Here is a 26,311-nt window from a genome sequence, read left to right on the forward strand (position 1 = left end):
AATTAGAAATGATTTATTGCACCGTTGCCGTTAATTTGATCTGATTATTGGTAGAAATCATATCCATTTTTTGAATACTTAAACCCATTTGAGAGAGTTGCATCAAGAAATTCGCAAGTACCGCATAATTTTGATGTTCTGCAATCAATTGTATTTGATCGCCATTTTGTTGTGATGATACTGCTAAACCCTGTTGCTGAGCAGTACGCTGTATCTTATCTGCAGGAGAAAGATCCAGATCATTTGCTGGTTTCATTGTTGCTGCGTTACTTTGCATCCAAACCGTTAAATCTTTCAGCTCATTTAAACGATTTTGCTGCTGATCGGCAAGAGAATGCATTTTCCACAATGCAAAACCTATAATGACAACAGTTAAAAACACTGCTGTAAAAACAACCATGACTCGTTCACGAACCGATAGTCCTTGAAGATAGTGATTTAATCTTTCAATATTTTGATCAATACGGTTTTGTATATTATTCAATGCTTTCATTATTTAATCTTAACCAAGCCAATTGCGCCGACTGTATCAGCTTGAACATTACCAAGTTCAGCCTGAAATCCTTGTTGATTTAATTGTTGCGCTAAGCCCTGAAGATCATCCGCTGATTTTGCCTTGAGCGACATCGCTAACACAGATGCATCATAACTCACTTGCTGAGCCACAATTTGCTTTTGCATAAGAATAGGACCAACTCGGCTCAATAAAGATAAAGCCTGTGTATCTCCAAGCTGACTCATTCTTAACTGGCTTTCAAACTGACTTTTAATATTTTGCTCATTTACTCGACTATTTTCACCAAACCAATATTTATATTGATCAATCGCCTGAACCGCAGTTTGATCAGCAACGCGTTTTAATTTAGACCAACGTAAACCATCATAAACTAACTGAACACAAATGACTGCAACCAATACATATGCAGCAGCTTTCCAGTAACCTGACCATTCAACTTCTTTATTTTTTGCTTTTGGCAAGACATTCAATGGATGTTGCTTAGGACGATTTAGGCTATGAAATTGATAACTAAATTCTGTTACTTGATCTTGTGTTGATGCTGCAGCTAAACAGTCCAATTGTGTAGGACTTAAATTTGCAAATTTGTATTCAGTAGCAGGATTTTGAAATTCTAAGAATAGTGCCAAATCATCTATTGAATTACCTGACCATTCATTTTCTCTTGCAAGTAGATTACCGTACAAATTTGCAATGATGATTTGATTCGGCTCAGGTTCTGGCAATATTAAAAAATCAGGTAAAAAAGCGATAATTTGTATTGGTAATAGGCTTAAAGCATGTTGCCAAGTTTCAATAGTAGATTGAGCAACACCGAGCACACTGAGTTGATCATTTTGAAAATGATGTACTATTTTCATTTGATCAATCGGAAGCGTAACAAACTCTTCAAGCAAATACTTAACGCCTTCTTGACCTAATTGCTTGAAATGCAACTTCGTCATAGTTTGCTGCATTAATTGAGCATTTCGACTTGGAAAATAAACGACGGCTTCTTTTCCGTTGTGCTCATGTAAGTCTTGAATTAATTGTTCTAGGCTGTTGGCCTGTAACCAATTTTCTCCAGTCGACCAATACCATGTTCCATTGGTTTCAGGCATCCATAAATACAGCATCGGTGTTTAGTACCCTTTTTCATCCAAATATAGGATATAAGATTTTATATTGTTGGCGTAAAACTTTTTTTCTGTGTTGATAAGCCATTTGCAATCACTGTCTGATCATAAATTCGAGCTTCAGCTAATGCAAATGGATTAAAATTCTCATGCGTTAATTGCTCCGCAATATGCCCTACTACATTCATATGGCATACAACTGCAATTGATTCATATGATAATTTTGATAGCCATTCTATCGCATCTTTAGCATCATCATCTGGTTTAATTTTATCGCAAATTAAAACAGGAACACCCTCAAAATGCGCTTTGATATGTGCCAAAGTTTCTTGTGCACGTAGCAATGGACTAACTACAAAAATTTCTGGCTGAATAATATCTTTTAAGAAGTTTCCTGTTTCTTCAGCTTGCTGATGTCCACGCTCTGTCAGAGGACGTTGCATATCATCACCATTAATCGCAGGAGACGCTTCACCATGTCGTACTAATGTTAATTGCATATAAATACCTTATTATTAATGCTTGAGTTTAACCAAATATGATGACATTTTTTTGATTAGACTTCATGGTGAGGCAAAACAAATTCAACATCACTGCGATGACCATTTTTCATTAGAGAAAGCGCAATTGTCATCGGCGGTGCATTCTCAAAAATAACTTCATACAATGCATTGGTAATTGGCATGTATACATCTAATTCTTGAGCTTTGGCACGCACTTGTACAATCGTGTTAATCCCTTCAGCAGTCTGACCTAATGCTTTAGTTGCTTCAACAAGTGTTTTTCCAGAACCAAGTGCATAACCAATTTGATAATTACGGCTCAATGGACTATTGCAAGTTGCAAACAAATCTCCAACACCTGACAGTCCTAAGAACGTCAATGGATTAGCACCTTGCTTGACAGCAAAACGACTCATTTCTGCTAAAGCACGAGTTAAAATCATACTCTTAGTATTTTCACCAATATTATAAGCAGCCCCCATCCCCATTGCGACTGCGTAAATATTTTTCAATGCACCGCCCAGCTCAACACCATGTACATCATCGCTACCAAATACACGAAATAGCGCACTGTGTAATGCATGCTGAACCGCATATCGCACTAGTTCTGATTCGCTCGCAATCACCGTACCAGATGGCATACCCGCCATAATCTCTTTTGCCAAATTTGGCCCTGATAAAACCCCATAAGGTACTTCAGGCAACTCTGCGCGAATAATGTCACTCATGAAACTAAAAGTTTTTGCTTCAATTCCTTTCGTAAGCGAAACAACCGCTTGAGCTGTGATAAATGGTGCGATTTGCTTGAGCACATCTCGGAATGAATGACTTGGAATCGCGACCAAAATAATATCGCGATCTCGCACAGCCACTTCCAAATCAGAAACCGCACGCAAACCCGTTTCTAAGGTGTAATCAGGTAAATAACGTTTATTAATATGTGTTTGGTTGATCTCTTCAGCTGCAGCTGCATCACGAATCCAAATCATCGTGTCACAACCATTACGTACAGCCAAATTCGCCATTGCTGTACCAAAGCTGCCACCACCTAACACGGTAATTCTTAATGCTGTTTTTTGATCTACTGCAACTGGTTCAACTAAATCACTAAATTTTAACTCTGCCATTTTTTATCCTGAAATTCATTTATTCGTTTAGTTCATCATTCAATCTAAAAGTTAGCTTGCTTGCCAATTTTTTAAGAAATCTTGAGTAGCAATCTCTGCGCGTGGAGCAATCGCTTTAGCAGCAGTTCCAATATAAATAATACCCGAAATAAGGTCTTGGTCGTTTAAACCTAATTGATGCTTGAGCCATGTAGACTCCACGACAGCACCAGATCGCCACATCGTAGCAAAACCTTGCGCTTGCAAAGAGAGTAAGAAGTTTTGAACAGCAGCACCAGTACTAAGAATCTGTTCAAAATGCGGAACTTTTGGATGATCTTGGATAGTTGTTAATGCTAATACTAATAACGGTGCACGAAAAGGATGCTGCTTTACACGCTCTAACTGAGCTGAATCAGTTTCACCTAAATCAGCTAAAGCTTTAGCTAAATGCTCGCCAAAAGCGGCACGTAATTCAGGTGTCACTACAACAAATCTAGTAGGCTTCAAACGATGATGGTCAGGAGCAGTAAGTGCAGCTTGCACTGCTTTTTCAAGTTGTTGTGTATTTGGTGCTGGCTCAATTAATTGCCCAATAGATTGACGTTGATGAATATTTTGATGAATTGTCTCTATATTTGAGTCCGTCATTTAAATGAATCTAACTAACACATGGATTTTGCTAGATTAGCATAATCTCACTATTTTCCACCACGTCTAATCCCTGCTTAATCATCAATTTGAGAAATTTAACAGAGCCTCACTACAAACTGTACATAACCTGCAAAAGCATTCAAAAATTATATGTTCAAATAATACAATTATCTAACGACCTGAGAATAAGCAATGAATAAAGCATTAGTAATGAGTTTAATTGGCGGCTTGGCAATCGGTTTAACAGCTTGTGCATCTACCCCAACCAACACTTTGGCAATACAAAAAGAAAATAATCAATATGAAGTCACTGGGATTGGTAAAACCAACCTAATCTCTAAAAATAATGCGATTAGCGCAGCTCAAAAGACCTGTACGCGAAATACTAGCCCTGTTGTTGTGGACGAAAAAACAGCATATCAAGGTGTATTAAAAGATGTTGTGGATGAGGAAACTGGAAGATTAGTTGAAGCCGCTGCCGGCGTAATTGGTACGTTAACAGGCAAGAATGCCTCTTTAGCCAAAGATGATGATTATCAAACAACATTGACCTTCTACTGCAAAGCAAATACTTAAATAAAAAAAGCCGATGTCATCACATCGGCTTTCTTTATTAGCGAGGAGCTTATTGAACTTCGCTCGCTGCAACTTCTGATGCTGCACTTTCTACAACATCAGTATTTTTCTCATCTAAATTCGGTTTGTCGATTGCATCAATCGCAGCTTGTTGTTCTGGAGTAGTCTGTGTAGATACAGTTGAAGCTGCTTCTTCTTGCTGTTCAGCGTTGTTCGCTTCTTCTTTTTTTGCACATGCAGTTAACATGATTGGAGCAATAATTAAAGCGGCAAGAGTTAATTTAAATTTCATCACGGCTTTCCACAGTTACTTGGTTAAGTTGATGACAAGCATATTTCAAATATGTGACAGTTTTATGACTGATTTGTAATATAAAAGTAAAAGAGCCGATTTACATCGGCTCTTCTTTTCTATCTTTGTATATAAATCAAAAGATTAGTAACAACTATGCACGCTCAAGTAAAACGGCAACAGCTGGTAAAGTTTTACCTTCCACAAACTCTAAGAAAGCACCACCACCTGTCGAGATATAACCGATTTGATCTGCAACTTCGTATTTATCAATCGCAGCAAGTGTGTCACCACCGCCAGCAATTGAGAAACCTGCAGATTCAGCAATTGCTAATGAAAGCGCTTTAGTTCCTTCACCAAACTGATCTACCTCAAACACACCTACTGGACCATTCCAAAGGATTGTTTTCGATGTTTTTAAGATCTCAGCAAATGCTTTCGCTGTTTCAGGACCAACATCTAAAATCATGTCAGTATCAGCAACATCTTCTACTTTTTTAACAATTGCTTGTGCGTTTGCTAAAGAACCTAGGAAGTCACCAAAATCAATTTGACTTGCATCAGCCACAACGACATCTGTTGGTAATGGAACGCTTACTTTAGCAGCGATTTGTTTTGCAGTTTCTACCAAATCAGCTTCGTAAAGTGATTTACCTACATTGAAGCCCGCTGCTGCAAGGAAAGTATTCGCAATACCACCACCTACGATTAATTGATCGCAGATTGTAGAAAGTGAGTTCAATACATCTAATTTAGTTGAAACTTTAGAACCAGCAACAATTGCAACCATTGGTTTTTCTGGTGTTTGCATTGCACGACCTAAAGCGTCTAATTCAGCCGCTAATAAAGGTCCTGCTGCTGCGATTGGAGCAAAACGTGCTGCACCCTCAGTTGATGCTTCAGCACGGTGTGCCGTACCAAATGCATCCATAACAAATACATCACAAAGTGCTGCATATTTTTTTGCAAGCTCTTCGTTATTTTTCTTTTCACCATGGTTGAAACGCACGTTTTCAAGCAAAACAACTTGACCCGCAGCAACTTCCACACCATCTAAGTAATCAGTAAATAATTTTACTTCTTGACCTAAAGCTTTCGTTAAATACGCTGCTACAGGTGCAAGAGATTGTTCTGGTTTTGGCTCACCCTCTACAGGACGACCAAGATGAGAAAACACCATAACTGCTGCGCCTTTTTCTACAGCCGCTTTGATGGTTGGCAATGCAGCACGTAAACGTGCATCGCTGGTAATTTCCCCATTTTTTACAGGTACGTTTAAGTCTTCACGAATAAGAACACGTTTACCTGCTAAATCAAGGTCAGTCATGCGCTGAAAATTCATGGATGGCTCTCTAGTTGATTTTAAAAACGGCACAATTTTAAATGATTCTCAAAAATAAAGGTGAGTTTTTTTGCAGAAAAGCTGGCGAAAGCGTCACTTTTGATTATGATAAACATCGTCATTAAATCTATATACATATTATGTCTATACATCCAGATCCTAAAATTAATCGTTTAAATGTACTTGGTGAGCCTTTAGCGAGTTGCTGTTACGATCCGATAACTGGATATTTTCGCAATGGTTTCTGCCACACAGCGATCACCGATCTAGGTCAACATACCATGTGTGCTCAAATGACCTCAGATTTTTTGAACTTCTCTCAAAAAGTTGGTAATGATTTAATTACACCATTACCTGAAGTAGGCTTTCCTGGGCTAAAACCTGGTGATTTTTGGTGTATATGTGTGACTCGTTGGGTTGAAGCTTATCAAGCTGGGCATGCTCCACCTATTAAGTTAAATGCCTGCCACAATGCCGTTCTGCATTACGTACCACTGAATGTTTTAGTGGAATACGCAGTTTGATGAGCAATATTGAATTAATATTGGCATCAAGCAGCCAAACACGTAAAGATTTAATGGATCGTTTACGCTTGGATTATCGTAGCATTTCACCTGATATTGATGAATCGGCTAAAGATGAACTTCATGCTGATGATTTAGCAAAACGTTTAGCTTATGAAAAAGCAAAAGTTATTTCACAGCAACATCCCAATGCGATTGTGATTGGTTCTGATCAAGTCGCATGGCGTGAACATACCCCATCGGATTTTATTGGCAAGCCGCTATCAATTGAAAAAGCAATTCAACAGCTCCAATTAAACTCAGGAAAAACTGTTTTTTTCAGTACGGCGCTTAGTGTTCAACACCTAGATTCAGGTTTTGAGACGACACTAGTTGAACATTATCAAGTTAAATTTCGAGAGCTCACATTAAACGAAATAAAACGGTATATTGAAATTGATCAGCCTTTAAATTGCGCTGGTAGTTTTAAATGTGAAAGCTTGGGTATCAGCCTATTTGAAAAAATGATTGGTGATGATCAAACCACTTTAATGGGACTACCAATGATTCAACTTTGTAAGATATTACGAGAGTTTAGAATCAATGTTCCTTAAGAGTTCCCTTACCCAAGCTTGCTTTGGATAAGGGTGATTGCTACTCATCAATTGCGATTACTTTCTTTGGCAATGTAAACAAAATAAAAATCGATAAAATCAAAAACAATAAAGCAGCGACATTCAATACTGAACGATGCGATTGACTGAATGCCTGCTTCGCAGCTGTAATTACATGATGAGCAATCGTAGGATCTAATTGCTTAGCAGCTTGAACTGCCTCACCAATCGAACTGCTCAACTGTTCAATCATGCTATGCGGTACATTAGTTGGTAGCATAATCGAGTTTGCGTAGAACCATGACAACATCAAACCGAAAAAGGCAATGCCTAGACCTGCACCTGGACTGCCACCACTCTCCTAGACAAATTTCGTCTATTCTTTTTGCATAGGAGAGAACATTATGAGTGGACAACGATACACCCCAGAATTTAAAGATGAAGCTGTTAAATTGATTACCGAACGTGGATATTCTGTCACTGATGTGGCTGAACGTTTAGGTGTATCACAGCACAGCATTTATAAATGGCTAAAGGCCGTACAGCCTTTACGCAACAACCCTGATGAACATGAACTACTCGAAGCAAAGAAAGAGATCCTTCGTCTTAAAAGTCAGCTTAAGCAAACTGAAGAAGAGCGAGATATCTTAAAAAAGGCCGCAAGGTACTTTGCAAGCCTGCCCGAGTAAAGTATCAGTTTATCCTTGAGTACAGCCATCAATTTAAGATTAAAACGATGTGTCGGGTTCTTAAGATTGCTCGTGCTGGCTATTACGCCTGGCTACATGAACCCGAATCAGGCAGAACAATTGAAGACAAACGGTTATTACAACTGATCCGCTCTTCTTATGATGCCAGTTATGGCATCTATGGTTATCGTCGCATCACGCTGGATCTTAAAGAGCTAGGTGAAAGCTGTGGCCCCAATCGTGTGCTGAAGATCATGAAGAACAATGGCATTGCCGCTGTTCGAGGATATAAAAAGCATAAAAGTTATGGTTGTGGCCGTCCTCCGATTGTGCCACCAAATCACTTAAATCGAGAGTTCGCTGTGAACACCCCTGATACTTCCTGGGTGACTGATATTACCTACATCCGTACTTGGCAAGGCTGGTTATATCTGGCTGTGGTTCTCGATTTATATTCAAGGAAAGTCATCGGTTGGTCAATGAAACCTACGCTTGCCAAGGATATCGTTTTGGATGCACTTTTAATGGCGGTATGGCGACGCAGACCCAATGAACCTGTGATCATACACTCAGACCAAGGCTCACAATACAGTAGCGGAGACTGGCAGAAATTCTGTCAAAAGCATAATTTAGTTCCGAGTATGAGTCGTCGTGGAAACTGTTGGGACAATGCTGTTGCTGAATCCTTTTTTAGTAGTTTAAAGAAGGAAAGAATTAAAAAGAGGATCTATAAAACACGAGAAATGGCCCGTGCGGATGTGTTTGATTATATCGAGATGTTTTACAATCGAATCAGGCGTCATTCGCATCTCGATGGGATGAGCCCAGAAGCATTTGAGACAGCTTCAAAATGAGGCGGTCTCATGTCTAGGATACTGGGAGCAGTCCAATTTTTACCTTTAAAGTTGGCTCACTCATACTAGGTAAAATTGAAGGAATAGTTGTATTTGCATCGATTGTTTTGATCGGAGATGACATTAATACCCAGTGCGCACGATCACTTACGTACATAAATTCATACTGATCCTCTTTTTTCAAAGTTAAGGTAGCTGCAGTATTTACATGAGTATTTGCGATTTTTGCTGACCAAGTCGCTGAGGACTTAATGACTACACGATCTCGATCATTTGCAGTTGATGGTAGCGTGAAGTTTGGAACCCAATTTGCATCACCAAAACTTACTTCAGTTAATTACACTACTAAGCGAACTACCAATATTCTTCACATTTAATTTCAATGATTTAATATATTCAGGCACCCACTTTTGTAATGCTGAATTGTACTTAAACCAATATTCAGTGCCTTTATTTAAGTTAAAACTGCTCGGGAAAAGTAAATTATCTTTTGCTAACTGTGATGGATAGCCAGCAGTTGAAGTAATTTGAACCAAAGTGCCATTATTTACGTTCGAAGGTAATGCAACTGTGCCTGCCCACTTACCATCAGCAATAAGCACATGCTGAATTTTTGCTGTTGAGAGTGCAACTTGCTCATATTGTGAACCACTCACTGGGCTAACTGTGTTGAGCTGGACTAACCACTTCTTTAAGTTTGCATCGTATACAAATTGAAAACTATCACCACTTTGGATTTCTAATACTTCAATCGGCAAATTGGTATTCGATGTATCTAAATAACTTTTATAAGCTGCACTTGATTGAATCGTCACTTTATCAAGATGGTTAGCAGTCGTCGGCAAATAAACATTTTTTACCCAATTTCCATTCGACAATACAAAAGTTAAGTCACTGTATCCGCTTGGGATATTACCTGTATTGTTAATCTGATTTGGAGATAAAATTGTTGATGCATACACAGCAGAAGCAGCTATCACCCCAGCAAAACAGATCGCTTTTAATCCAAATTTCATATAATAATCCTTTTTGTGTTTTTTCTGCACGATTAACAATATCAAAAACCAACCACATCAATAAAGTTTATTTTTTCACTATATAAATATATATATCATAAACTTATTTTAAATATATTTTTATATTTTTTGCATATACGTTCAAATTTACTTCAAAAACCTACAATTATTGCAAGCTTAACTTGATTAATTAGGACTAAATCTAAAATCATAAAAACAATGTCTAATAGCGCACACGATGCAGTTATTTATTAAGTTTTATTTAACAATTATTAATTATAAGCAGCCATACTTTATGATTGAAAATGAGTTGTTTTCTAAGAGAAACTAGAAGCAGCTTAATGTTCTAATAATAAAAAAAGGGTGGTTAAAACCACCCTTTTCTTCCTTTAATCACTGCATCTGCACAGCGTAAAGCTTCTTGACTTAGCCCCCACAAACGATAATCTCCTGTTGCGGAGGTAATATTAAAATTATGTGTATAAGCAAAACTAAGCTCTCGATCTGAATCACACCAAGCACCAGAACCATTAAAGCCGACATGTCCAAAGCCATGTGGTGCACGTTTACCCATCGTCAAAATACGATGATAACCTAAACGCCAGTGCATCGGAATTGGCATAACACGATCTCGTGAAGTGGTTTGAACTGTACTTAACTGCTCAAATACACCTGGGCGAATCAGTTGCTGATTTTTCCATTGTCCTTTATTTGCAAGCATTGCATATACTCTAGCAAGGCTATTCGCTGTGAATACGCCATTTGCTGCTGGAATAACAGCTTGCAATCCTTCATCACTATAAAAACTAAAATTCCGCATACCTTTTGGAATCATGGCATCCTGAAAATCTTGCGGGCTTTGACCAGATAATTCTAATAATTTTTCAGACAATGAGGCTTTACGTGGTTGCTTGTCTTTTTTGGAATGAGGTTTAGCTGATGTTGCAGGTTTCGGTCTTTCCAATAAGCGAGCCACTCGACTTAATTCACTAGTCGGAGTTCCAAAATAAGCACCATCTAATTCAAGAGGTTGGACTAGATAACGTTGCATCAACCAACTTAAAGGTTGCTTGGCTGCTTTCTCTATTACACCACCAAGAATCCATCCATAGGTTAATGGTTGATAAGCATAACTTTGTCCTGCTGCAAATCTCGGTGTCGCAGCAGCTACAACATCTAACATATGTTGCCAATCGAGCATTTCTGTTGCGGTCTCGATGAGATTACGAATATCAAATAAACCAGTTTGATGTGAAAGGACATGACGCAAGGTAATATTTTCTTTATTGTTTTGAGCAAACTCAGGCCAATATTTTGCAATTGGCTTATCATAGTCTAATAGACCTTCACTGACCAAGATATGTGCAAGAGTCGCTAGAATCCCTTTTCCCGTTGAATAACACATTGCTAAAGTATCAGCTTGCCAAGCTTCATTTTGTGATTTCTTACCAGTAAAAATATCAACAACTTTTTGACCTTGGAAATACACAACCAAAGCAGCTCCGCCTTCATGGCTTCGAGCATCTTGGAATCGGCTAAATTGAGTCGCTAAATCTTTGAATCGTTCATCAACAGTGCCATGGTAGTTTTCAGTATTGGCAAAAAGAAATTCTTTAATCAAAGCACACATCCTTATAATATTATTTTTAAGAAAATCTCTCCTGCGAACAGAAAAGATAGATCTCAATGAAAATTACATCTTAAATTGCTTTTACAGTCCCAGCGACATGAGGTTTTTTCGATTTCACGTTACGGATCAGGAAATCAGTTTGCTTAGCATCTGTAGCAGTTAAAAATTCAACTGTAGATGGTAAGAACATAGGCAATTTAAACCATACATCCGCTTCATAAGCATCTGGAAGTTGAACGTTCGCCAAAGCTTTTGCTTTACTCCACATCCCGTGTGCAATCGCTTGTTTAAAACCAAATGCTTTTGCTGTAACAGCATGGATATGGATCAAGTTAAAATCGCCAGAAATCATCGCATAACGACGACCAGTATTCTCAGAGATATTCCATTCAGCTTGAGGTTGATATGAAGGTTCTTGAGCTTCTTTAGATTTTTCAGCAGCTTTTTTCTCAACCTTTTGACGAGACAAATAAGTCGTTAAGCTTTCCATCACCACTTCGCTACCTACTTTTGCAGTCGTGATAAAATCAAACTGCAAACCTTTATCATGTGGTTTAAGCTCACCAAATTTGCAAGAAAGCGTAATTTGCTCATTCACACCAATTTTACGAGTTTGTTTAATTTGGTTACGAATATGCACCAAACCCAAAATTGCAAATGGAAATGCTTCACTGGTCATCATATGCATTTGTAAGCTTTGAGATAACACAGCTAAGTAAATTGCTGGCACGAAACCATCATTTTTGAAACCACAAATTTCGTTATAGCTTTCTAAATGTTTCGTATCAATTTTAAGAGTATCAACCACGTATTCAACTTGTGGTAATACTTTTTCGCCTTTTGGCTTTTTAAAGATAAGACCTTGAATAACTTTTGGATAAGCTAAGTAAGGCTTTGGTAATTCACTAAAATGACGAGTATTCATAGTTAACCTTTTGATATTTTTCTATAAAAAAGGGATGCTATCGCACCCCCTCTTCAAAACCCTAATGCTTAAGCACCTAGTAAACTTTGACCACATACACGCACAACATTACCCGTTACGCCTGTTGAACCCGTTGAAGCAAACCATGCAATCGCTTCAGCTACATCGACTGGTTGACCACCTTGGTTCATTGAGTTCATACGACGACCCGCTTCACGAATCGCAAATGGAATCGCAGCTGTCATTTGAGTTTCAATGAAGCCTGGTGCTACAGCATTGATTGTAATACCGTTCTTCAAAGTTGGTGCAGTAAATTTAACCAAGCCAATTACACCTGCTTTAGAAACAGCATAGTTCGTTTGACCTAGGTTACCAGCGATACCACTGATAGATGATACACAAACGATACGACCATTTGCATTTAAACCATCATTAGATAGTAAGTAATCATTAACACGCTCGATAGCAGATAAGTTAATGTTAATCACTAAATCCCAAAGCTCAGGCTTCATATTCGCCAAAGTTTTGTCACGTGTAATACCAGCATTGTGAACAATCACGTCCAAACCGCCCTGCTTCGCAGCAGCAGTTTTGATTTTTTCACCTGCATCAGCAGCAGTAATATCGATTGCCAATACTGAACCACCAATAGAACCAGCAACACGCTCTAAGTCAGCTTGTTGTTGTGGAACATCTAAACAAATTACATGCGCGCCGTCACGTGCCAATACATTTGCAATCGCTTCACCGATACCACGGCTTGCACCAGTAACTAAAGCAGTTTTACCCGCTAAAGGTTTAGCCCAATCTAGGTCAACATTATCTGCTTTAGATACGCGAATCACTTGACCAGATACATAAGCAGAGCGTGGTGAAATTAAGAAACGTAAAGTAGATTCCAAGTTTGTTTCAGCGCCTTGATCTACATAAACCACTTGAGCAGTGATACCCTTTTTGAATTCTTTACCAACAGACTTCACAAAACCTTCAAGCGCACGTTGAGCAATCGCTTGTTTTACTGTTTTAGCTGTTTCAGGTGTTGTACCAATTACAATTACACGGCCAGAACTTGAGATTTGACGAGCGATTGGATTAAAGAAGTTGTACAACTCTTTTAATTGTTCTGAATTTTGGATACCAGAAGCGTCGAATACAACTGCTTTAAACTTAGATTCTTTATCATCTGCATTCAAAGGACGAAGGTTTAAACCTACTTTTGCAGCAGTTTGCTGTAATTCAACGTTATTGCCTACGTAGCTATCTGCATGGATATTACTAAGAACCTGTGCAATAGAAGCGGAAATCGTGCTTGAAGGTGCTGCGCCAAGCAATACGGCACCATTTACAACAGGTTGGCCACTTTCAAAACGATCTAGAGCAGCTGGCGATGGTAAACCTAAATTTTTTACAACAAATTTACCCAAAGGTGATTGTGTAAATGCTTGGTATTGATCGGTCATGATTATTATCTCTCATACAAATGAATTTTTTACAAACATCTAAACCATGTCAGCAAAATAACATGAAACCAATGTTTGATTGACTCACAATAAATCATACTTGACTTCATGTCTGGATGTCTTGACCTGAATGTGGTCTAAAGCGTCATTCTAGTCAATACAGCAGTATTGGAAATATGCTATGGTTATAGCAAGAATATCGCAATTATGCTTGGAAAAGCCTTATGAGCAAAACAACTCAAGAAAATCCAGCAGTCGAGAATTCTGCTCAAGAGACTGTGTCAAATACATCAAAAGCAACTTCTACTCCAAGTAAAAGTGCTGACGCAACTCCTAAAGCAGCAAGTACGACAACTAAAACGACTCGCCCTCGTTCTACCAGTCGTAGTACAAAAAGCACTGCTTCTTCTACATCTACAAAAGTAGCACCAGCTAAAACAACCAAACCTTCTGTTCAACAGGATAAAAGCATGAGCCAAAACACTGTTCGCCGTGTTGCCATTATTGGCGGTAACCGTATTCCTTTCGCACGTTCAAACGGCGCATATTTCACTGCTTCAAACATGGATATGTTCACCGCGGCATTAAACGGCTTAGTTGAGCGTTTTAACCTACAAGGCCAACGTTTAGGTGAAGTGGTTGCAGGTGCAGTATTAAAACACAGCCGTGACTTCAACATGACTCGTGAGTGTGTTTTAAACACTCAACTTGCACCAGAAACGCCAGCTTATGACATTCAGCAAGCGTGTGGTACTGGTTTACAGGCAGCTTTCCTTGTGGCGAACAAAATCGCTCTAGGTCAAATTGAAGTAGGTATCGCTGGTGGTGTTGATACTACATCTGACGCTCCGATCGCTTTAGGTGACGGTTTACGTAAAGCTTTGCTTGAGCTGAACATCGCTAAAACAGGTAAAGACCGCCTTAAAGCATTGAAAAAAATCAATGTTAAAGATTTGATGGATGCACCGAAAAATGGTGAGCCACGTACAGGTCTTTCAATGGGTGACCATCAGGCAATTACTGCTCTTGAGTGGGGCATTAGCCGTGAAGATCAAGATGCTTTAGCAGCTTCTTCTCATCAAAAAATGGCAAAAGCATACGAAGAAGGTTTCTTCGATGACTTAATCACGCCATTCTTGGGTTTAAACCGTGACAACAACTTACGTGCTGACTCTACTGCTGAAAAATTAGCAAAACTAAAACCAGTTTTTGGCAAGGGCGAAGCTGCAACCATGACAGCGGGTAACTCTACTCCACTGACTGACGGTGCTTCATGCGTACTTTTAGCTTCTGAAGAGTGGGCTAAAGCAAATGGTCATGAAGTTCTTGCTTACCTAACTTTCACTGAAACTGCTGCGGTTGATTTCGTTGGCAAGAAAGAAGGCTTATTAATGGCTCCTGCTTATGCAGTTCCACGTATGCTTGAGCGTGCTGGTCTTAAACTTCAAGACTTCGACTACTATGAAATCCACGAAGCGTTTGCATCACAAGTACTTTCTACTTTGAAAGCTTGGGAAGATGAGAAATTCTGTAAAGAGCGTTTAGGTTTAGATGCACCTTTAGGTTCAATTGATCGTAGCAAATTAAACGTTAAAGGTTCTTCTTTAGCTGCGGGTCACCCATTCGCTGCAACTGGTGGTCGTATCATCGCCACTGCTGCGAAAATCTTAAACCAAAAAGGTTCAGGTCGTATCTTAGTTTCGATCTGTGCTGCTGGTGGTCAAGGTGTAACTGCTATTATTGAAAAATAATTGCTAGATTACCCACAAAAAAGCTGAATCATCTGATTCAGCTTTTTTTATACTACTATTCATAAGGACATATTGGCTTATCTTGATCTTTGAAATTTCACATAATAATCATTCAAAACTTTGATCATTTCTTTGAACTCTTTGAGATTTTCTTCTGTATTCCCCAAGCGTTCTACAAAACGTTGCGAATAAATTTCTAAATCAATTTTTTCATTTATCTGTGGACTGATTTCAAACAACTTTGCCAAATCATCAAAGTGATCTAATTTTCGATTTGAAAAATACTCCAGACGAAAACCCAATTCATTCAGTTTTATACCCTTCAATATAACACCATGCTCCTTATCAAAGGCTAAAGCATGCTCTTTCAAAAACAATTGTTCTGGTGTCTCTTTTGAGCTTTTGAATAAACTAGATAACTGACTGAACATTAGTTGATCACATCACAATATTAACTAAAGTATTTAACCTGCAAAACAATCATGAGTGCAACAACCAAATGATAAAAAAAGCACCTTCTTGAAGGTGCTTTTTCAATATTTATTGTCCGTACTGTTTCTTTAGATACTCAACAATTTTAGCTGACTCAAACATTTTCACACCCGTGTTCGGATCAACCAAATATGGAACCTGAATATCACGCCCCATGATTTCAACAGTCTTTTCACGCTTACCATTTGGTAGTGGAATATATTTTCCTGGTTTTAAACGCAAAATCGCAGGACCCATATCTTGCCAACGCTCTTTCGGCACATTGTGCAACACATAAGGTAATTCTAATTCACATAATACTTCACGGACTAAACGCGTATACGGACTAGCCTCAAAACTCCATAGCTCTAAAAGCTCCGTTGGCGCTGGGCGATTAATAATTTTCTTATTAATCCAAACACCACGAGCTGCATTTGCAACAGTAGCCAAAGTCGAAACATACGGTAATTTAGGATAATGACTATATTTTTTTGGAGTTTGTCCCGTTTTTCCATAATGCTTAAATAAATGATGAATAATGTCTTGTGATTCGTATAACTGATCACCTGTATTTTCATCAATTAAAAATGGAAACTGCTTTTTCCCACCTTTTTGCTTTACGATTTGACGGTATTTTTCACCACCTTTCGGACATGGATAGATTTCAACATCCAAATTCAGAAGCGTAATAACTTCACGAACACGTCGGCAAAATGGTGAACCTTCAAATTCATATAGCTTGATTGGTTTTTCAGGCTGATTCGGAAATGGTGTTCCTGACACACCACGCCCACCTTCGATAAGTGTTGCAGCTACTGATTGTAAAACTTTAAACTGATGGCTCACCATTTTAAGCATACTGTTATCCTTTTAGCAGTCGACTAGTTTTTCTTTGGCAATCACAATTCCGTTATTATCTGCATAGATATAATCGCCAGAATTGATGGTCACACCACCAAAATACAATGTGATGTCTACTTCTCCTATGCCTTTACGATTACTTTTTTGCGGTATTGCAGCCAATGCATGCACACCCAAGTCTAATTCCGCAATTGCATCGACATCACGTACACAACCATAAATTACCACCCCATTCCAATGGTTTTTTACAGCCGAATCAGCAATTAAGTCCCCCATCAAAGCACAACGCATTGATGCACCACCATCAACAACCAAGACTTTACCCGTACCATCGGTCGCTAAAAGTTCTTTAACACGAGAGTTATCTTCATAACATTTAACGGTAACGATCTGACCACCAAACGTCTTACGTGCGCCGTAGCTCTTAAAAAATTTACCATCCATGCAAGGTGTTACAACTTGCAACTCTTTATCTGGATTATCATCTAATAGGTCACAGGTAACGAAAGATACTGTTGTCACAAAAGTTCTCCTTTATTGGGTCTGCTGAATCGCTAAATTATCATATAATTTAAATGCTGCTGATTGTGTTTGAGCTGCAATCACCATAGTATGCGCCAATTGTTCTGCACTGATAGGCTTATATTTAAACGGTTTAGTCCACGTTTTTTCTACAAGCTTAAACAGTGTTTGCGCTGTATCTTCCAATAAACGAACTTCGCTGCGTTTTCCAATCAACAAAGAAGGCTGAAAGATCGATAACTTATAAATTGACAATTTTTTCAAATAATCTTCTAACTGACCTTTTACCTTATTGTAAAAAATCGGCGAATTAGCATTCGCTCCAAGCGCACTAACAATTAACAGATGAATGTTTTTATCTTGAATTAAATCTGCAAAATGCGCATTAATTTCATAATCAATTGCATAAAATTTATCTTTAGAACCAGCCTGTTTGATCGTACTTCCCAAACAGCTAAAAGCATGGGTAAAACCATTTACATCTTCGTCATTAAGTAATAAAAAATCTTCAAGAACGAACTGCGTCACTTTAGTATAAGCATCTAATTTATCAGTTTTTTTACGAACAACCACCGTGATTGATTCAAAGTCATCAGACGATTGTAATTGTTCAATCAAAGCCAAACCGACTAAACCTGTCGCACCAATAATAATTGCCTTCTTCGCACCTATTTTCATTTTTATTTCGCTCAAGTTATCACTTGGACTAATGTAACGTTTTCTTGCAAGATAATCACCTGTTAAATGTACTTAAAAGTATCACAAGGCTTGACTTCGGGGCGTAGTTTCCTCAAAATATGGCACTTGTTTACGGGCTGGTGAATGTTGCTAATATTTTATTGGTTTTAACTTCAGCCCGCCCAGACCAACTTATTTTCAAGGAGTGCACGAGTGGCAAACTCTGCTCAAGCTAAAAAACGTGCTCGTCAAAACGTTAAAGCACGTAAACACAACGCAAGCTTGCGTTCTATGGTTCGTACTTACATCAAACGTACTGTAAATGCGATCGCTGCTGGTGATTATGCTGTAGCTTCTGAAGCTTACAAAACAGCTGTACCTGTAATCGACCGTATGGCTGACAAAGGCATCATCCACAAAAATAAAGCTGCTCGTCACAAGAGCCGCTTAAACGCTCAAATTAAAGCATTAGCTAACTAATTTGTTGCACATAAAAAAGCCCGATTTTCGGGCTTTTTTATTGTCTCTTGATTTTCAAATTTTATCATAATAGAAAGAGGCAGAGCTACCACCCCTTTCTTATGTATAAGCTATTCGTTTAATCCAAATACTTTTGTCGTTAATACTAAATTCTTAGCCGTTAGACCTGAAAGAATCAAACTATTATTAGCAGTTGGAATCGTCCATTTCTGGTTAGCTCCTCCTGTGCAACGATAGCGAATTAAGCGTGCACGATTATTCGTCAGATAACCACCCTCCAAATCAAAGCATTGATTAGCCTGCTTAATCGCTTGAGCACTCATGTCGGTAGTCCAAACTTGATTAGTTTGATTGTTATTACAAGGCTGTAAATTAATTACATTACCCGAAGTAGTTGCTAAGCATTGATCTATATATTTTTTGCTGTGAATTTTTCCTAATGCATCGTAAACCCATTTTTCTGAGTCATCGCCTATACAACCAGAAGCACCACTAATAAATGCATTGAATTGACCATTTTCAAGTTTTTCAGCTTTTAAACAATTTGTTCGATTCATTAAACTCATCGCAGAACCCAAATTAAAATCACTTTTCAGTTCGAGCTTATCTAGGAAAACATGAAAAGCGTTAACTGCATCAGCATTTAGATTCACTAAATCAGAGCGATATACATTCATCCAGCGATTCAAACGATACAGCGTGTTTTGCTGTTGGGTATAACGATTCATTTCGTTCTGCGCTGCAATCGAAAGCTGATCTTTGAATTTTTGATATGAATCGAACAACAATTTATTATCAGCTGACAAATTCACCACGGGTCTTGTAGCATTTTCCAAAAGAGCTTGCTCAAGTACTGGAAGTTCAATTTGTTTTAATGCTGAATACCCAACATTTTTACCAATTTCTGCATAAGGTGAAATTTGTACATTGTTTGCTGGAATCATTATTGTTGAAAGTAAAACTGCTTTTTGATTGGCTTTTCTACAATACAAATCTACTTGCTGTGGTGATTCACTTTGAGCCACATTAATATGGAACTTATTGGCATTACTATTCGTATTCATACGTTGAGGTGCTAGAGCAATATTTTGCTCATTTGATGCAAATCGAATATTTAACCAACAACTTGCCGTAGAATCATTTGGATTGATTTGAGGCAAGTTAAACACATTACCCCAATTCCCTCTTGCAGCTGGATAAATTAAACCCACTTGATTTACAGGATCATATCCACCCAGAATCGTATAAACAGGAACACCGAATAATCTTGGCTTTAAGTAATTTCCATCAGCTGAGTCATACCAAACATTTCCAGAGTTCGGTACTTTGGGCTGTGCAACTTCCATAGCTCGTGTTGTAGCATTCCACTTTTTATAACCAGTTGGTGAGTTTTTATCCCAGACATAACGATCAAAGGCAGGTTGAATCTTGAGATACGTGCTATAGCCTGTGTAATGTGTATATTTCGAAATCGAACTCGCAGTCGAACCACCAGACATCGCATCCCAACCATAAGCATACTTATTTAAAAAGTTTGGAACGCCATTACTACCATCTCCAAGATTTGTCGATGTCCAATTGAGATTACCACGCATTTTATTTCTAAAGGCGATATATCCCCAGCCACTATCTGCATGATGTGCAGCCCAAAACATATTATTATTCACGGAACCAGGATAATGTCCCAAACCATAGTGATGTCCAATCTCATGACTAAACTCATTACCTACAGAGTCAATCAGTGTTAGCATTCGATTACCACCACTCAAACCATGCGTGACGTCACCATTACTGTATTTACCGCGAGCATGATGTGTAACTACACTTTGTGTCAGTTGAGGCTGTTCTTGACTCGCCATAGAGGCACTGGTAATTCCCCAATTTGCTAGATTAATACCTACCCCAAATGTTGACTTTGCCGTATTTTCGCGCATATCACCACTATAGACATCACCAGTCGTTACACTGGCAGCATCATAAATTACCCCTCTAGCAACCATGACTTTATCGAGTTTTAAATCGTCATATTAGGTGACAATCATTCGAGCAGCTGGAATAGTCTGAAAATAATCTGTTCCTGCTTTTGCTGATTCTAACAGCATATAGTGACCGTTAGACTGAGGTGGATCGGTAAGTAATCCCAAACGAATATTTTGCACAACTAACTCACCTGGAGCGGCAAAATCAATATCTATCTCTGCTAAGTCACCACTACGATTAGTTAAGGGATCAATAATTCGAATATGCAAACCAGCTTTAACTTCATTCCAATTCAAAGCAGTGCTCCAAGCACGTTTTGAATAGTTCACCTGTGGTCGTCCATCATTATTTGATTGATCAGATGCAGCCAAACGAGATGGATCATCTAAATCTACCGTTCTCAGCAATTGATTACCCTGATAAATTTCAGCTTTTAAAGATTGAATATTCCCCATCTCGATTAATGGTGTCACTAATAAAAGTGCCTCTTTCTCAGAGGTTAAACGAGGCATGTAATCTTTTTCATTATTTTTTGGATTAACCACATGACTTTGAGCAAATTGAATCATAGCTGAAAAGCTTCCATTCAAATCATTCCTCAAAGTACGAGCTAAACCTAATTTATCGTAATCATAAAAACCAAGAACCGTATCATCGATAACATCTTTTGCTGGCTCAGGGTATTTTTCAGAAAAAGATGGATGAGAATCACCCGAACTTCCTGACCCCATATTACTTTCTGTTGATGAAGCACCACCACTTCCGCCGCCACAAGCACTTAACATTGCTGCAAGAACAGATAATGACAAATATTTAAGTTTTAAACACATCACATTTCCCCCAATAAACCGTAATAAATTATCAATAAAGATAAGTTTACGATTATTAATTAATATTAATAAAATCATGCATTTAAAAATAATATCATCTTTACTAAAAGATAAAAAATATAAATTTAGGATATCGTAAAATATCTAAAGATTTAGTTATCGCGATCTAGTCGGCTCTAAGGGTTAGTTATTTTTCTTTAAAATCTTTAATTAATAATTCTTGTTTTTGACCACGCCAAATCCATTTTAACTTGCTATTTGCAAAATCCTCACCCTCAAACCAAACAAATAATCCCTCCATCATATCTGGCCAGTCTGATTGTTGAATTTCTGTTTGACCTGAAATGACAGCTACAATTGCAGCCAAAATAGTGTCATGACTAACAGCAATACTTAAACCATTTTGATGTGTTGGATGTGTGTGATAAAGCAACTCAAGTACATCAAATACACCTGTAATAGGGTGTTTCATGCCAGGCAAAGCATTATTCACAAAACTATTGATAAACCCCAATGCACCCTGTTTACGAAAATATGGTGCAGCTTGTTGAATGTCTAATACAAAACTACCTGGCTCAACCAATAATCGCTGTTCAACAATCTCTATCGTATGAGTGTTTTCACCCTTACGTAACTGATCAGCACCTTCTATCATTAAGGCTGCCGTATCAACACATCGTTGGATAGGACTAGAAATACAGTGATGTATAGCTCGATCTGTATTTTGTATGAGATATTGCCCCCAAGCATATGCAAGCTCTCGCCCTTGCTCAGTCAACTGCAAATCATAACCAGCAAATCCCTGTCCATTGACAAGTTCTCGTAATGAATGACGTGTAAATAAGGTGACTGGCGTTGAAGTGTCTGGCAATAAATCCACAGCTTCAAACATACTTTTAGGCAATAAATGTAGCGCCATAATATTTATGTAATATAAAAATTTAACCCACTATAACATGGGTAATATAACTCTCAATCTAAAATCCCAGAATGCTGTAATGCTTCATATGCAATTTTTTTGCAGTACTGATCTTTAAATGCGATAAAGCCACCATTAAGAACAGTATCTCGCTGATTATACAAAAATGGCTTAGCTTCTAGAGTCAGTAGACCACCGCCAATACTTTCTAATAATGATTGACCTGAGCTCGTATCCCATTCCGATGTTGGATGAAACCGTGGATAAATATCAATATCACCTTCAAGCATCATACAAAACTTATAGGCACTACCAGCTTCACGTCGCTCAACAGCACGATGTTTGAGTAATGGTTGAATAAAATTTTGATATTTAGGATTTTTACTGTTGTGACTTAATCCAATTTGGAGAGGCGTACTTAAGTCATGTTCTTCTATTTTGTATTGAAACCATTCATTACGGCTAAAACTGTATTTATAAGGAAGTTGATTGCGATAACCGATATACATGACCTGTTCACAAGGCACTGCAATAATCGCAAAAGTTGTCTGATGGTCTTCGATCAAACTTAAATTAGTCGTAAATTCATCACGCTCATGTATAAACTCTTTCGTTCCATCTAGTGGATCAAGCATCCAACATTTTTTCCATGACTTCCGCTCAGAATAATCACTCTCTTCAGATAAGACAGGTAATTGCGGTGTTATCGTTGCCAAATGCTTGAGTAGAAAATGATTTACCTTTAGATCAGCTTGAGTCACAGGAGAATCATCACTTTTTTCCTGAATATTAAACTCGCAACCAGCACAATAACTTTGGTATTCTTCCAACAATATTTGACTAGCCTGCGCCATAATTGGAACAAGTTGCATAATCAAGTCATCTTGTGGAGCGAGCGTTTTTATAAACATAGACCAACCTTATGTCATATTCAGATTTACAGCAAAAGCCTATTGCCATGTTCGACATGGATGGCACATTACTCGATTTAGCCTTTGATGATTTTATTTGGAATGAGTGTCTACCTGAACGCCATGCTCAAGTACATCAATGCACTCTAGAACAGAGTAAACAGACACTATTTCAATTTTACCAACAACATAAGCATACACTATCTTGGTATTCTTCTGCGTACTGGACTACAAAAGTTGGAGTAGATGTTTTGCAACTCCAATACGAGCATCGAGAAAAAATCAAAGCGCGTTCCGGTTGCTTTGAATTATTAGAACAACTCAAACAAAAAGGCTATCGTTGTTGGTTACTGACTAACGCGGATAAAGCAGGATTACAGCTAAAACTTGAAAATGTTGCACTGAGCCCTTACTTTGAACTTATGATAAGTAGTGAAGAATTAGGATACGCAAAAGAAGATGTTTCTTTTTGGCGTGAACTTCAGCAACTGCATCCATTTGATCCAACGAAAGCAATTTTTATTGATGATACAGTTGCCGTATTGAAAGGTGCAGAAAGTTTTGGAATTTCAAAACTATTTAGCATATTACAACCATCAAGTAGCAAAGCTGCAAGGAATTCCAATGAACTTCCTTACCCCGCACTTGATGAACTCACTGATTTATTTGATTGTCTAGAAACCCATTTACAGGTAACAGATGCCAAAACAGCTTGAACCAGAAAGCATGGAAGCCATGCGAATTGATAAATGGCTTTGGGCTGCTCGTTTCTTCAAAACACGCTCCATCGCAAAAGCAGCCATTGAAGGTGGTAAAGTTCATCACAATAATGAACGCGTCAAAGTATCCAAAGATGTTCGGGTTGGAATGGAACTGACCATTCAACAAGGATTTGACAAGAAAACTGTCATCGTCAAAGCCCTATCGTCTATACGTGGCGGTGCTCCTATGGCTCAGTTACTCTATGAAGAAACAACTGAAAGTATTGAGCGTAGAGAGTTGCATGCATCGCAACGAAAATTGCATAATCTAGCCCGACCTGATCATCGACCAAGCAAAAAAGATCGTCGTGATATCAATCGTTTTAAACAAGAAAATGTTCAATCATGGTCTTATCATGATGAGTAATTTTTTCTAATTTAAGGTGCGTCATCTTGTGTCGTATTGACGCAGGTCAGATGTAGAATAAACAACTAGAATCTGCCACTATACTCAAGTCCCAACAAGTTGAGATTCAATACATCCACTTGGGTTAGTCGTTAAGAATATAAAGTTTTGAGGTTTTGAGATGGATGATAATAAAAGTAAAGCGTTACAAGTTGCGTTAAGCCAGATTGAAAAACAATTTGGCAAAAACACTGTGATGCGCTTAGGTGACAATACTGTACAAGCAGTTGAAGCTGTATCTACAGGGTCATTAACACTAGATATCGCTTTAGGTATTGGTGGATTACCAAAAGGTCGTATTATTGAGATTTATGGTCCTGAATCATCTGGTAAAACAACAATGACATTGCAAGCAATTGCTCAATGTCAAAAAAATGGTGGTACTTGTGCATTCATCGATGCTGAACATGCGCTTGACCCACAATATGCACGCAAATTAGGCGTTGATATTGACAACCTACTAGTCTCTCAACCCGACAATGGTGAACAAGCGCTTGAAATCGCAGATATGCTCGTTCGTTCAGGTGCAATTGATTTAATCGTTGTCGACTCAGTTGCAGCATTAACACCAAAAGCTGAAATTGAAGGCGAAATGGGTGACTCTCATATGGGCTTACAAGCTCGTTTGATGAGCCAAGCATTACGTAAAATCACTGGTAACGCAAAACGCTCTAACTGTATGGTGATCTTCATCAACCAAATTCGTATGAAAATTGGTGTGATGTTTGGTAGTCCAGAAACAACCACAGGTGGTAATGCACTTAAATTCTATGCGTCAGTGCGCTTAGATATCCGTCGTATTGGACAAGTTAAAGAAGGCGATGAAATCGTTGGTTCTGAAACTAAAGTCAAAGTTGTAAAAAACAAAATGGCACCTCCTTTCCGCGAAGCAGTATTCCAAATCATGTACGGTAAAGGAACTAATCAACTAGGTGAGTTAGTAGACCTCGCCGTACAACAAGATATTGTTCAAAAAGCGGGTGCATGGTACTCATACCAAGGCAACAAAATCGGACAAGGTAAAAACAACGTAATTCGTTATTTTGAAGAGAATTCGAAAATTGCTGCTGAAATTGAGAAGGTTGTTCGCGAGCAATTACTCACCAAAAACAATCCTGAAGCAGCACCTACAGAAGATGTAGAAGAACCAGATTTTTTAGAAAGTTAAACTGAAACGCCCTTCGGGGCGTTTTTCTTTCATGAGGATATAAAACTTGTTTAATTCTGAGAAAACAGAAAAACCTAAAACACTCACAGGCCAAAGACTTCGCTCTTATGCATTTGCCTTACTAACTCGTCGCGATTATTCGCAAGCTGAACTTATAGCAAAAATAAATCAATATGCGATTAATCCTGATGAAGTTGCAAAACTCATCGAAGAGCTAGCAGCAAATAACTATCAAAGCGATCAACGTGTTGCTGAGCAAACCTTAGCAAGTCAAATACGCAAAGGAAAAGGTCTACAACGCATAAAACAAGCTTTGAAAGCAAAACAATTAGATGAAGAGCTTATTACAGAAGAGTTAAAAGAAGTTGATTGGTTAGAACAAGCATATCAACTAAAAGTCAAAAAATTTGGTACTGAGGTTTCAAAAGATCAGAAGATCAAGGCAAAACAAATTCGATTTTTGCAGTATAGAGGATTTGATATGAGTGTAATTATGAAAGCGATTGCTCGAACGAGCGATGAAGAATAATTGGTGGCAACCCTACCAGCAAGACTCCGGCACATCATAGATCTACTACCGTTGCTACCTTCCGGTCCTGGCGGGGTTCATAGAGTACAATTGCGAAGCTACCAGCAGGGCTACCATTGCCTAACAAAGTATAGAGATTTTTATTGGAGTTGCAAGGCTTGTCTCCATTTTTAATTCAGTTTTTGATTCAACTGCTTAAATCAACACCAACTATGTTTTTTGTCTCGTTGAGAACATTATAATTTGTT

26 protein-coding genes, 1 other RNA gene and 3 pseudogenes are annotated in these 26,311 nt (G+C 38.2%); 10 read left to right on the forward strand and 20 right to left on the reverse strand.

Annotated features, from left to right (window positions below):
• Positions 1-13: 13 nt before the first annotated feature.
• From gspM to F948_RS08515, 5 genes are read right to left on the reverse strand one after another with little or no spacing between them, the layout of a single operon-like run.
• Positions 14-493, reverse strand: coding sequence for a type II secretion system protein GspM (gene gspM / locus F948_RS08495; RefSeq protein ID WP_004911921.1), 480 nt, complete (start codon positions 491-493; stop codon positions 14-16).
• Positions 493-1,632, reverse strand: coding sequence for a type II secretion system protein GspL (gene gspL, locus F948_RS08500; protein WP_004962679.1), 1,140 nt, complete (start codon positions 1,630-1,632; stop codon positions 493-495). Before gspL ends, gspM begins: the two co-directional genes overlap by 1 nt.
• A gap of 44 nt (positions 1,633-1,676) precedes the next feature.
• The gene (gene sixA / locus F948_RS08505; protein WP_004911924.1) at positions 1,677-2,132 is read right to left on the reverse strand and encodes a phosphohistidine phosphatase SixA; all 456 of its coding nucleotides are present in this window, start codon (positions 2,130-2,132) and stop codon (positions 1,677-1,679) included.
• A 56-nt stretch (positions 2,133-2,188) separates the two neighbouring features.
• Positions 2,189-3,262, reverse strand: a complete 1,074-nt coding sequence (locus tag F948_RS08510; protein ID WP_004962683.1) for an NAD(P)H-dependent glycerol-3-phosphate dehydrogenase — start codon at positions 3,260-3,262, stop codon at positions 2,189-2,191.
• Between the two features lie 51 nt (positions 3,263-3,313).
• Positions 3,314-3,892, reverse strand: coding sequence for a nitroreductase family protein (locus F948_RS08515; RefSeq protein WP_004962686.1), 579 nt, complete (start codon positions 3,890-3,892; stop codon positions 3,314-3,316).
• A gap of 195 nt (positions 3,893-4,087) precedes the next feature.
• Between F948_RS08515 and F948_RS08520 the strand changes: the two genes are divergently transcribed.
• Positions 4,088-4,471: a hypothetical protein gene (locus tag F948_RS08520; protein WP_004911933.1), complete on the forward strand. Its 384-nt coding sequence runs from the start codon at positions 4,088-4,090 to the stop codon at positions 4,469-4,471.
• A gap of 49 nt (positions 4,472-4,520) precedes the next feature.
• On the opposite strand, the gene F948_RS08525 is transcribed toward F948_RS08520, so the two are convergent.
• Both F948_RS08525 and F948_RS08530 read right to left on the reverse strand, forming a co-directional pair.
• Complete coding sequence (locus tag F948_RS08525; RefSeq protein WP_004962690.1) at positions 4,521-4,763, reverse strand: hypothetical protein; 243 nt, start codon at positions 4,761-4,763, stop codon at positions 4,521-4,523.
• 154 nt (positions 4,764-4,917) lie between these two features.
• A complete protein-coding gene (locus F948_RS08530; RefSeq protein ID WP_004911938.1) occupies positions 4,918-6,105 on the reverse strand; it encodes a phosphoglycerate kinase in 1,188 nt (395 codons plus the stop codon).
• Between the two features lie 140 nt (positions 6,106-6,245).
• Here F948_RS08530 and F948_RS08535 point away from each other — a divergent pair, with 140 nt between their 5' ends.
• Together F948_RS08535 and F948_RS08540 are read left to right on the forward strand one after the other, a co-directional pair.
• Positions 6,246-6,629 carry a DUF2237 family protein gene (locus F948_RS08535; protein ID WP_004911941.1) on the forward strand — a complete coding sequence of 128 codons (384 nt, stop codon included), beginning with the start codon at positions 6,246-6,248 and terminating at the stop codon, positions 6,627-6,629.
• Positions 6,629-7,222: a Maf family protein gene (locus tag F948_RS08540; protein ID WP_004962694.1), complete on the forward strand. Its 594-nt coding sequence runs from the start codon at positions 6,629-6,631 to the stop codon at positions 7,220-7,222. Before F948_RS08535 ends, F948_RS08540 begins: the two co-directional genes overlap by 1 nt.
• Positions 7,223-7,262: 40 nt before the next feature.
• Here the strand turns inward: F948_RS08540 and F948_RS08545 are convergent.
• Positions 7,263-7,565, reverse strand: a pseudogene (locus tag F948_RS08545) (MFS transporter); the annotation flags it as partial.
• Between the two features lie 61 nt (positions 7,566-7,626).
• On the opposite strand from F948_RS08545, the gene F948_RS08555 reads away from it, so the two are divergent.
• A protein-coding gene (locus tag F948_RS08555) for an IS3 family transposase (protein WP_115636313.1) occupies positions 7,627-8,765 on the forward strand; the annotation gives its coding sequence in 2 pieces (ribosomal slippage) (positions 7,627-7,885 and positions 7,885-8,765; 1,140 coding nt in all).
• A gap of 34 nt (positions 8,766-8,799) precedes the next feature.
• Here the strand turns inward: F948_RS08555 and F948_RS08560 are convergent.
• From F948_RS08560 to F948_RS08575, 4 genes and pseudogenes are all read right to left on the reverse strand, one after another.
• Positions 8,800-9,781: pseudogene (locus tag F948_RS08560) on the reverse strand (metalloendopeptidase CpaA); the annotation flags it as partial.
• 367 nt (positions 9,782-10,148) lie between these two features.
• Positions 10,149-11,402 (reverse strand): serine hydrolase domain-containing protein, encoded by a 1,254-nt coding sequence (locus tag F948_RS08565; protein ID WP_026057349.1) that lies wholly within the window; start codon positions 11,400-11,402, stop codon positions 10,149-10,151.
• Between the two features lie 79 nt (positions 11,403-11,481).
• Positions 11,482-12,336, reverse strand: a complete 855-nt coding sequence (locus F948_RS08570; RefSeq protein WP_004962709.1) for a MaoC family dehydratase — start codon at positions 12,334-12,336, stop codon at positions 11,482-11,484.
• Positions 12,337-12,404: 68 nt separating this feature from the next.
• A complete protein-coding gene (locus tag F948_RS08575) occupies positions 12,405-13,796 on the reverse strand; it encodes a 3-oxoacyl-ACP reductase (RefSeq protein ID WP_004962711.1) in 1,392 nt (463 codons plus the stop codon).
• A gap of 224 nt (positions 13,797-14,020) precedes the next feature.
• Here F948_RS08575 and F948_RS08580 point away from each other — a divergent pair, with 224 nt between their 5' ends.
• Complete coding sequence (locus F948_RS08580; protein ID WP_004962714.1) at positions 14,021-15,547, forward strand: acetyl-CoA C-acetyltransferase; 1,527 nt, start codon at positions 14,021-14,023, stop codon at positions 15,545-15,547.
• A 77-nt stretch (positions 15,548-15,624) separates the two neighbouring features.
• Here F948_RS08580 and F948_RS08585 read toward each other — a convergent pair whose 3' ends face one another.
• From F948_RS08585 to F948_RS08600, 4 genes are all read right to left on the reverse strand, one after another.
• Entirely contained in the window at positions 15,625-15,978 is a 354-nt protein-coding gene (locus F948_RS08585) for a hypothetical protein (protein ID WP_004962718.1), read from the reverse strand.
• Positions 15,979-16,087: 109 nt separating this feature from the next.
• Positions 16,088-16,876: a glutathione S-transferase N-terminal domain-containing protein gene (locus tag F948_RS08590; RefSeq protein WP_004911986.1), complete on the reverse strand. Its 789-nt coding sequence runs from the start codon at positions 16,874-16,876 to the stop codon at positions 16,088-16,090.
• A gap of 12 nt (positions 16,877-16,888) precedes the next feature.
• Complete coding sequence (rraA, locus tag F948_RS08595) at positions 16,889-17,401, reverse strand: ribonuclease E activity regulator RraA (protein WP_004962721.1); 513 nt, start codon at positions 17,399-17,401, stop codon at positions 16,889-16,891.
• A 12-nt stretch (positions 17,402-17,413) separates the two neighbouring features.
• Positions 17,414-18,079 (reverse strand): Rossmann-fold NAD(P)-binding domain-containing protein, encoded by a 666-nt coding sequence (locus tag F948_RS08600; protein WP_004962725.1) that lies wholly within the window; start codon positions 18,077-18,079, stop codon positions 17,414-17,416.
• Positions 18,080-18,292: 213 nt separating this feature from the next.
• Here F948_RS08600 and rpsT point away from each other — a divergent pair, with 213 nt between their 5' ends.
• Positions 18,293-18,559, forward strand: coding sequence for a 30S ribosomal protein S20 (rpsT, locus tag F948_RS08605; RefSeq protein ID WP_004639414.1), 267 nt, complete (start codon positions 18,293-18,295; stop codon positions 18,557-18,559).
• Between the two features lie 110 nt (positions 18,560-18,669).
• Here the strand turns inward: rpsT and F948_RS08610 are convergent.
• The 3 genes and pseudogenes from F948_RS08610 to F948_RS08620 all read right to left on the reverse strand — a co-directional run bounded on the left by F948_RS08610 (position 18,670) and on the right by F948_RS08620 (position 23,199).
• Positions 18,670-21,369: pseudogene (locus tag F948_RS08610) on the reverse strand (M66 family metalloprotease).
• Between the two features lie 187 nt (positions 21,370-21,556).
• Positions 21,557-22,288 carry a histidine phosphatase family protein gene (locus F948_RS08615; protein WP_004912000.1) on the reverse strand — a complete coding sequence of 244 codons (732 nt, stop codon included), beginning with the start codon at positions 22,286-22,288 and terminating at the stop codon, positions 21,557-21,559.
• A 53-nt stretch (positions 22,289-22,341) separates the two neighbouring features.
• On the reverse strand, positions 22,342-23,199 hold the full coding sequence (locus F948_RS08620; RefSeq protein ID WP_004962737.1) for a 3'(2'),5'-bisphosphate nucleotidase CysQ family protein: 858 nt from the start codon (positions 23,197-23,199) through the stop codon (positions 22,342-22,344).
• An 11-nt stretch (positions 23,200-23,210) separates the two neighbouring features.
• On the opposite strand from F948_RS08620, the gene F948_RS08625 reads away from it, so the two are divergent.
• The 4 genes from F948_RS08625 to F948_RS08640 all read left to right on the forward strand — a co-directional run bounded on the left by F948_RS08625 (position 23,211) and on the right by F948_RS08640 (position 26,063).
• A complete protein-coding gene (locus F948_RS08625) occupies positions 23,211-23,915 on the forward strand; it encodes an HAD-IA family hydrolase (RefSeq protein WP_004962740.1) in 705 nt (234 codons plus the stop codon).
• Positions 23,899-24,327: an RNA-binding S4 domain-containing protein gene (locus F948_RS08630; RefSeq protein ID WP_004962742.1), complete on the forward strand. Its 429-nt coding sequence runs from the start codon at positions 23,899-23,901 to the stop codon at positions 24,325-24,327. Before F948_RS08625 ends, F948_RS08630 begins: the two co-directional genes overlap by 17 nt.
• Before the next feature lie 160 nt (positions 24,328-24,487).
• Positions 24,488-25,534: a recombinase RecA gene (recA, locus tag F948_RS08635; protein ID WP_004962745.1), complete on the forward strand. Its 1,047-nt coding sequence runs from the start codon at positions 24,488-24,490 to the stop codon at positions 25,532-25,534.
• A gap of 46 nt (positions 25,535-25,580) precedes the next feature.
• Positions 25,581-26,063: a regulatory protein RecX gene (locus F948_RS08640; RefSeq protein ID WP_004962748.1), complete on the forward strand. Its 483-nt coding sequence runs from the start codon at positions 25,581-25,583 to the stop codon at positions 26,061-26,063.
• A 10-nt stretch (positions 26,064-26,073) separates the two neighbouring features.
• Here F948_RS08640 and ffs read toward each other — a convergent pair.
• An RNA gene (ffs, locus tag F948_RS16060) (signal recognition particle sRNA small type) lies at positions 26,074-26,170 on the reverse strand.
• Positions 26,171-26,311: the final 141 nt, after the last annotated feature.

This window comes from Acinetobacter junii CIP 64.5, from assembly GCF_000368765.1.
In the GTDB taxonomy this organism is placed as follows: Bacteria; Pseudomonadota; Gammaproteobacteria; order Pseudomonadales; family Moraxellaceae; genus Acinetobacter; species Acinetobacter junii.

Excerpts from the sequence above, each read along its gene's own strand:
- gspM (WP_004911921.1), bottom strand. The coding sequence starts at position 493 with ATGAAAGCATTGAATAATATACAAAACCGTATTGATCAAAATATTGAA.
- gspL (WP_004962679.1), bottom strand. The coding sequence starts at position 1,632 with ATGCTGTATTTATGGATGCCTGAAACCAATGGAACATGGTATTGGTCG.
- sixA (WP_004911924.1), bottom strand. The coding sequence starts at position 2,132 with ATGCAATTAACATTAGTACGACATGGTGAAGCGTCTCCTGCGATTAAT.
- F948_RS08510 (WP_004962683.1), bottom strand. The coding sequence starts at position 3,262 with ATGGCAGAGTTAAAATTTAGTGATTTAGTTGAACCAGTTGCAGTAGAT.
- F948_RS08515 (WP_004962686.1), bottom strand. The coding sequence starts at position 3,892 with ATGACGGACTCAAATATAGAGACAATTCATCAAAATATTCATCAACGT.
- F948_RS08520 (WP_004911933.1), top strand. The coding sequence starts at position 4,088 with ATGAATAAAGCATTAGTAATGAGTTTAATTGGCGGCTTGGCAATCGGT.
- F948_RS08525 (WP_004962690.1), bottom strand. The coding sequence starts at position 4,763 with ATGAAATTTAAATTAACTCTTGCCGCTTTAATTATTGCTCCAATCATG.
- F948_RS08530 (WP_004911938.1), bottom strand. The coding sequence starts at position 6,105 with ATGAATTTTCAGCGCATGACTGACCTTGATTTAGCAGGTAAACGTGTT.
- F948_RS08535 (WP_004911941.1), top strand. The coding sequence starts at position 6,246 with ATGTCTATACATCCAGATCCTAAAATTAATCGTTTAAATGTACTTGGT.
- F948_RS08540 (WP_004962694.1), top strand. The coding sequence starts at position 6,629 with ATGAGCAATATTGAATTAATATTGGCATCAAGCAGCCAAACACGTAAA.
- F948_RS08570 (WP_004962709.1), bottom strand. The coding sequence starts at position 12,336 with ATGAATACTCGTCATTTTAGTGAATTACCAAAGCCTTACTTAGCTTAT.
- F948_RS08575 (WP_004962711.1), bottom strand. The coding sequence starts at position 13,796 with ATGACCGATCAATACCAAGCATTTACACAATCACCTTTGGGTAAATTT.
- F948_RS08580 (WP_004962714.1), top strand. The coding sequence starts at position 14,021 with ATGAGCAAAACAACTCAAGAAAATCCAGCAGTCGAGAATTCTGCTCAA.
- F948_RS08585 (WP_004962718.1), bottom strand. The coding sequence starts at position 15,978 with ATGTTCAGTCAGTTATCTAGTTTATTCAAAAGCTCAAAAGAGACACCA.
- F948_RS08590 (WP_004911986.1), bottom strand. The coding sequence starts at position 16,876 with ATGCTTAAAATGGTGAGCCATCAGTTTAAAGTTTTACAATCAGTAGCT.
- F948_RS08600 (WP_004962725.1), bottom strand. The coding sequence starts at position 18,079 with ATGAAAATAGGTGCGAAGAAGGCAATTATTATTGGTGCGACAGGTTTA.
- F948_RS08615 (WP_004912000.1), bottom strand. The coding sequence starts at position 22,288 with ATGGCGCTACATTTATTGCCTAAAAGTATGTTTGAAGCTGTGGATTTA.
- F948_RS08620 (WP_004962737.1), bottom strand. The coding sequence starts at position 23,199 with ATGTTTATAAAAACGCTCGCTCCACAAGATGACTTGATTATGCAACTT.
- F948_RS08625 (WP_004962740.1), top strand. The coding sequence starts at position 23,211 with ATGTCATATTCAGATTTACAGCAAAAGCCTATTGCCATGTTCGACATG.
- F948_RS08630 (WP_004962742.1), top strand. The coding sequence starts at position 23,899 with ATGCCAAAACAGCTTGAACCAGAAAGCATGGAAGCCATGCGAATTGAT.
- recA (WP_004962745.1), top strand. The coding sequence starts at position 24,488 with ATGGATGATAATAAAAGTAAAGCGTTACAAGTTGCGTTAAGCCAGATT.